Source organism: Microbacterium sp. (assembly GCF_036566905.1).
Taxonomy (GTDB): domain Bacteria; phylum Actinomycetota; class Actinomycetes; order Actinomycetales; family Microbacteriaceae; genus Microbacterium.
Genome location: NZ_DATCVK010000206.1, coordinates 1 through 6390 on the forward strand (window position 1 = coordinate 1; position 6390 = coordinate 6390).

The following is a 6390-nucleotide window of genomic DNA, read 5'->3' on the forward strand; positions in this document are numbered from 1 at the left end:
GAACATCGCGAGCCGGCCGTCGCCATTGACGTCATCGATCGTGCCGCTCCATTCGGCCGTGACGTCGACGGAGCTCTCGCCGAGGATCTCGACGTCGCCGACGCCGACGGCCGCCGCGCCGCCCGGGAAGGCGAAGGCGTCGTCGCCGGCGAGTGCCGCGCTGAAGACGACTGCGGGTTCGCCGCCGGTCGTGTCGAGCCAGAATCGGAGCCCTTGCGGGTCGGTGCGCACGGCACCCGCGAACTCGAACGCGAGGTCGTACGGTGCCGGATCGGCCTGGGCCGTGACGAGGCGGAGCGGTTGGCCGCCGGGGCCGTCGGGGTCGACGATCGCGAGCGGCGAATCGACGGTGCGCGACACCGTGATCGCGAGGTCGAAGCCGCGTGCATCACCGGAGTCGACGAGGTTTCCGGTCGACAGGTCGAGATGCGTGCCTGCGATGTCCGCATCGAGCCCGTCGACGGCCGCCATGAAGTCGGCGGTCGTCGCGGACTCGGCGAGACCGAGGAGTGCGGTCTTGACTCCTGCTTCGAGGGTTGCGGCGAGTTGCATCGCGGCCCCCGGTCGCACGACGGTCGCGCCCGGTGCGACATCGGCGAGCGGGAGTGCGCTCGCGAGCGGGCCGACGTCTTCGTAGTCGCCCAGCGCGACCTCGGCCAACGCCGCGATTCCCGCGCGCAGCTTCGCGACGTCTTCGGGTTCGGCGACCGGATCCGCGTAGGCGACGTGTGCGCCGGTCAGGGCGAGGGCCCATGCGCCGATCGAGGCGACGACGGCGAGGCCTGGTCGCCAGTCGCGACGTCGATGTTCGCGGCGTCCGTCTGCGGAGCGCAGAGTGAAGCGGTTCTGGTCGTTCTGGGCACGCATGATTTCCCCCCGGGCCGATGCCACCCCCGCGCATGTCGGGTCGGCACGCGCTCGTGCCCGTTCTACTCCCATGCAGACTTCGCTGACAAGAGAAACCCTCACTTTGGGGGGCAAAACGTCTCGCATGAGGTCATCCTTCGGCCCGCACGGTCCCCACGACCGACAGGCGGATGCCCAGCACGGACGACTCCCGGCTCGGCCGCCTACAATCTCCCCATGCAAGACCGCGTGCACACGATCACTTCGATGGGCTCGGGCGCGCCGCGAGAGGGCGGCCCGGAGTCCGACCGTTCCGAGAGCGCTGCTTCCCCGGGATTCGGCGCCGACGAGGGCCGTGCCCACGGCGTCGAGCGGGGCATCGACCGCGTGCTCGCGATCCAGCGGCCGATCGTGGTCGCCCATCTCCGTTCCGTCCGCCGGCGTTCGCCCGGCGCCAGCCCCGAGCAGATCGTGCGCATCCTCGAGCGCCGGTACCTCGCCGCCGTCACGACCGGTGGCGCGGCCGTCGGGGCGACCGCCGTGATCCCCGGCATCGGCACGGGCGTGACGCTCGCGCTGTCGGGCGTCGAGACGGCGGGCTTCCTCGAAGCCACTGCCCTGTTCGCGCAATCGGTCGCCGAGGTGCACGGCATCGCCGTCGACAACCCCGACCGCGCGCGTGCGCTCGTGATGACCCTCATGCTCGGCAACGAGGGTGTCGACCTGGTGCGCCAATTCGCCGGGCAGGCTTCGGGCACGGGTGCCGCGCGCAACGTCTACTGGGGCGAGCTCATCACGAACAGCATGCCGAGGGCGATCATGGGGCCGGTGGTCGACAAGCTGCGCAGCGTCTTCATCAAGCAGTTCGCGGTCCGCGGCGGCGCCGGCATCATCGGCAAGGCGATCCCGTTCGGCATCGGCGCCGCGATCGGCGGCATCGGCAACAGCGTGCTCGGCCGACGCGTGCTCAAGCAGTCCCGACTGGCGTTCGGCCAGGCCCCCCAGACGCTGCCGCTCGAACTCGAGCCGCGCGAGGGGGACTCCGTGCTGACCGCGGCCGCGTCGCGGCTCTCGCGTGCCGGTGCCGTCGTCGGCGGCGCAGCGCTCAGCGCGAGCCGCGGCATCCAGACCGCAGGGCGCGCCGCAGGGCGTGCCGCACGAGGCGCGATCACGCGCCGCCCCGACAGCGATCCGGCTCCGGAATCCCCCCGAGACGACGGGGTGCAACCCGAGGGCCAGTGAATTTCGCTATATTCAGAATATGCTGAATCTAGATCGCGCGCTCTCACGCCCGGGCGCGACGATCCGCTTCGCGATGCTCGGAGGCGATGAGCGACCGGTCGTCCTCATCCACGGCGCTGGCATGGATCACTCGATGTTCGCGCCGCAGGTGCTCGCGCTGCGCGACGCCGGACACTCGGTCGTCGCATTCGACTTGCGCGGCCACGGCGCCTCGCGCCTCGAACCCGGGGCGCGCTTCACCGGACAGGCCGCTCTCGACGACCTCGCGGCCCTCCTCGACCACCTCTCACTCGAACAGCCCGCCCTCGTGGGGCACTCGCTCGGCGGCAACGTGGCACAGGCGCTCGTGCGCCGGGACCCAGGTCGAGCCGGAGCACTCGTCGCCGTCGATTCGACCTGGAACACGGGCCCGCTCTCGCGCGGCGAACGCAATGCGCTGCGCCTCGCCGCTCCCGCTCTGTCGCTCGTACCCGCATCGCGGCTGCCCGGCATGCTGGCTCGCGCTTCAGCTGTGACGCCCGAGGCGATCACGGCGACGGAGACGATGTTCGCGCGCATGCCGAAGCGCGTGTTCCTCGACGTCTGGCGCGCTGCGGTCGGGTTCGTCGAGCCCGATGCGGGCTACCGCGTGCCGGTTCCGCTCGCCCTCATCCGCGGGGAGCTCGATCGCACGGGCAACATCGCGACGGCGATGCCGGAGTGGGCGAGGGCCGAGGACATCGGCGAACGCGTGATCGCGGGCGCCGGTCACGTCGTGACCCTCGATGCGCCCGACCTGACGACGGCAGCCCTCCTCGAGGTGCTGGCAGCGGCGCCCCATGAGTGAACACGACGAACGGGTCGCCGACTTCATCGAGTCGGTCGGCGACGCGCTCGCGGCCTGGCACCTCTCCCGCGCGACCGGGCGCGTGTACGGGTTCCTGCTGCTCAGGCATGGCCCCGAGACGCTCGACACGATCGGAGCCGACCTCGGCCTCAGCACCGGCGGGGTCAGCACCGCGGTTCGGGAGCTCGTCTCGTGGGGGCTCGCGCGAACGATCACACAGCCCGGCAGCCGGCGGCTCCGGGTGGAGGCCGTCGGCGGGTTCGAGCAGTTGCTCGCCGCAAGCCACGAACGTACGCGCACCTTCATCCGAACCCTGCACTCGGGAACTGCGCTCACCGAGGGCGCACGAGCGCGCGAACGCCTCCACGCGGTCGTCGGCCTCTTCGAGGGCTACGTCGACGCGGGTGACGAGATGTTGCGACGGCATCACGCCGACGACGGCGATCCGCTGCACTGACTCCCACGCCCACCACGTCGACCGACGACGACGCTAGGCCTCGAGCTCGTCCTCATCCTGTTCGCCGGCGCGCACGTCGCGCTCGTCGATCTCGCCGTCGGCGGCGTGCAGCGCGGCGAACCGCTCCCACTCGGCCATGAGGTGGTCGACCGCCGCGTGGAACCTCGCCGTGGTGACCCCCGGCGTCGGGTCGCCGAAGTAGCGTTCCACCCACACACCGAGCCGCTCGAGCGCCGCCTCGTCGTGCGCCACGTCGTCGACACGGGCGACCATCGCCGCGGCTTCGGTCACGTCGAGCCACTCGCACGCCTGCAGGTAGCCCGAGGTGTCGATCTGCGCCTCGGGGTTCGCCGGTCGGGTGATCAGGAGCGGCTTGCCCGCCGCCAGGCGGTCGTAGACCATCGCCGAGATGTCGACGATCGCGACATCGGCCGCGGCGAGCTGCCACCCGAGCTTCGGCCCGTGGTCGTAGATGTGCTGCGCGGCCGGGTCGGCGGCGTTCGCCGCCTCGATCGCGGCGATGATCGCGCGGTTCGCGGCACCGTACTCGTGGTCGACGACGCCCGATCGGGGATGCGGCCGGTAGATGACCCGGTGACGTCCGGTGGCCAGCAGTCCCTGCACGAGGGTGACACCGTGCGTTGCGATCGAGCCGTAGGCCGCAGCCCCGCGGTCGCCCTCCCAGGTGGGCGCGTACAGCACGACCTCGCGGTCGTCAGGGGTGTACGGCAATGCCGCGCCGTCGAGGTAGTGGTCGGCCTGGGGCCGGCCGATGGGGATGGCGCGCTTGTCGAAGTCGTAGTCCCAGAGCACCTTCTCGAGGCGCGCCCTGGCGGCGTCACCCGCAATGAGCGAGTAGTCGTAGGCCTTGAACTGGTTCGTCGTCATGTACATCTTGTCGGACTCGCCATGGTTGATGAACACGTGCCAGCGGCGGCCGTACCGCATCATCTGGAAGTTCTTGGCGTTCTGGTTCACGTAGAAGACGACGTGCAGGTCCTGCTCGGCGATCACGCGCTCCAGGTCGGCGACACGACGCACATAGGCGACGGGCACCGGCGACTCGTCGAGCAGCGCGAGCGCCGCCCCCGAGGCGCGACTCAGGATGAGCACGGGGTGCCGCTCGGCGAGCTCTGCGAGCGGGGCGTACCACTGCCGCAGCTGGTAGAGGTTGACCTTGCCGTCGGCGAAGTACACGCCGACACGGAAACGGTGCGGCGGCAGCGGCTCCTGCTCGGCGAGCTTCACGCCGAGCGAGCGCTGCGCGCGTCTGGACCACATGATGTCCTTGGCCAGCTTGACGGCGCGTCGCGCGTCTTTCCTCAATCCCACTGTCCAAGGGTAGCGAGGTCGGGCTGAGCGGATGCCCCGTTGCCGGTGCGGCGCCGGCACTGAGAGCCGATCGTTACCGCGTCGCAGTACTCCGCTGCCGGGTCGACCGCTGCCTGCTGGTCACACCACGGGCGGGCGCCCGGCGAGGGTCATGCGCCAGATCGTGCGCCAGCGCATCGGCCGTCGCTCCCCCGGGTGCTCGCGCCACCCGGCACGCCATCCGGCGAACCAGGCCTTCAGCGCCGCGGGCTGTCGCGCCCAGCGCAGCACCTGGATCGCGGTCCACGAGCCGACGTAGAGCGGCACGAGCACGGCGGGGAGGTTCCGCCGCGCGAGCCACACGCGGTTCCTGGCGTTGAGCCGGTAGTAGTACGCGTGCCGAGCGGGGTCGATGACCGGATGCCCCGCCTCGAGGTCTCCGGCGTACCACGCGACGTGCCCGGTGTCCCACACCCGCCAGGCGAGCTCGATGCCCTCGTGCGCGTAGAAGAACGGGTCGGCCCAGCCGCCGGTGGCGTCGAAGACCGCACGAGGCATGAGCACGGCGCCCTCCCAGCACGAGAAGACGTTGCTCGAGTGCGACGGGTCGCCCTTGCGGATGCGCGGGATCCAGCGGCGCGGAGACACACGGCCCGTCGGGTCGACGACTCGGGGCTGGATGAGGCCGATCTCGGGCCGCTCGGCGAGCATGCCGCATCCGTCGGCGAGGAAGGTCTCGCTCGGCAGGAAGGCGTCGTCGTCGAGGAAGAAGAGCGCTTCGCCTGTCACGAGCGGCACTCCGCGGTTGCGGCCGGCAGGGATGCCGAGGTTCTCCGGCAGGTGCAGCGTCGTCACTTCCGGCGGGAGCGGCGGCTCCGCGGTCGCCGGATCCCAGCCGTTGCCGACGCACACCACATCGGTGACGACGCCCTGTTGGCCCAGGATGCTGCGGATGCCGCGCGCCAGGTCGTCGGGCCGCGTGCCCATCGTGAGCACGACCACGCCGACGCGGGGGTGTGCGGCGATGTCTTCCCGCTCAGGACCGGACACGACGGGAGGCCATGATCGCGACGAAGTGCCCGATCACGGAGAGCACGGCGAGCGGCAGGAGCACCGCGAGCACGATGCGGTCGGTGATCGGCTGCCCGGCGACGAGTCCGACGAGCGCCGCCGCGAAGGCGATGAGCGTGAGCTCCACCGAGTGGTAGAGGCGGTGGAACGGCAGGAACCGAGCCACCTTGCGAAGCTTCGCGACGAGTCCGCCGCGCGGGGCCGTCTCGCCGTGGGTGTCGGCGAGCTTCGCGAGCCCGGCGTTCGCGCGGGCGACGTGCACCATGTCGTTGAGCGCCTTGTTGAGCACGATGACGAGCGCGAGGAGCGCGGCGATCGTGGTCCAGAGGAAGTCGGCGGGGAACTCGAGCGGGTAGGCGGCGGCGCGGATGCCGAGCGCGAGCGGGATCAGCGCCTCGGTCGAGTAGTGCCCGACCTTGTCGAGGAAGACGCCGGCGGGCGACGACGTGCGGCGCCAGCGGGCGACCTCGCCGTCGCAGCAGTCGACGAGCATCTGCAGCTGGCCGAGCACCACCGCGAGCAGTGCGCCCCAGATGCCGGGGATCAGGAGCGCCGCGGCCGTCGACCAGCCGACGAGGATCATGAGCCCCGTCACGCCGTTCGCCGAGATCGAGGTCTTCAGCAGCATCCACGTGAG

At 71.1% G+C, this 6390-nt stretch carries 7 protein-coding genes; 3 read left to right on the forward strand and 4 right to left on the reverse strand.

Features of this window, described 5'->3' with window-relative positions; genetic code table 11:
- Positions 1–867: hypothetical protein (locus tag VIP82_RS17455; RefSeq protein WP_331910917.1), on the reverse strand; the 867-nt coding region annotated here is incomplete at its 3' end.
- Positions 868–1083: 216 nt separating this feature from the next.
- On the opposite strand from VIP82_RS17455, the gene VIP82_RS17460 reads away from it, so the two are divergent.
- Genes VIP82_RS17460 through VIP82_RS17470 form a run of 3 tightly spaced genes read left to right on the forward strand, consistent with a single transcriptional unit; the run spans position 1084 to position 3371 of the window.
- The gene (locus tag VIP82_RS17460) at positions 1084–2088 is read left to right on the forward strand and encodes a hypothetical protein (RefSeq protein ID WP_331910919.1); all 1005 of its coding nucleotides are present in this window, start codon (positions 1084–1086) and stop codon (positions 2086–2088) included.
- A gap of 19 nt (positions 2089–2107) precedes the next feature.
- On the forward strand, positions 2108–2914 hold the full coding sequence (locus tag VIP82_RS17465; RefSeq protein ID WP_331910921.1) for an alpha/beta fold hydrolase: 807 nt from the start codon (positions 2108–2110) through the stop codon (positions 2912–2914).
- Positions 2907–3371, forward strand: a complete 465-nt coding sequence (locus VIP82_RS17470) for a GbsR/MarR family transcriptional regulator (RefSeq protein ID WP_331910923.1) — start codon at positions 2907–2909, stop codon at positions 3369–3371. The genes VIP82_RS17465 and VIP82_RS17470 overlap by 8 nt, the downstream gene beginning before the upstream one ends.
- A gap of 33 nt (positions 3372–3404) precedes the next feature.
- On the opposite strand, the gene VIP82_RS17475 is transcribed toward VIP82_RS17470, so the two are convergent.
- The 3 genes from VIP82_RS17475 to VIP82_RS17485 all read right to left on the reverse strand — a co-directional run.
- The gene (locus VIP82_RS17475; protein WP_331910925.1) at positions 3405–4703 is read right to left on the reverse strand and encodes a CDP-glycerol glycerophosphotransferase family protein; all 1299 of its coding nucleotides are present in this window, start codon (positions 4701–4703) and stop codon (positions 3405–3407) included.
- Between the two features lie 120 nt (positions 4704–4823).
- Positions 4824–5669: a glycosyltransferase family 2 protein gene (locus VIP82_RS17480; protein ID WP_331910929.1), complete on the reverse strand. Its 846-nt coding sequence runs from the start codon at positions 5667–5669 to the stop codon at positions 4824–4826.
- A 49-nt stretch (positions 5670–5718) separates the two neighbouring features.
- Positions 5719–6390: CDP-alcohol phosphatidyltransferase family protein (locus tag VIP82_RS17485; RefSeq protein WP_331910927.1), on the reverse strand; the 672-nt coding region annotated here is incomplete at its 5' end.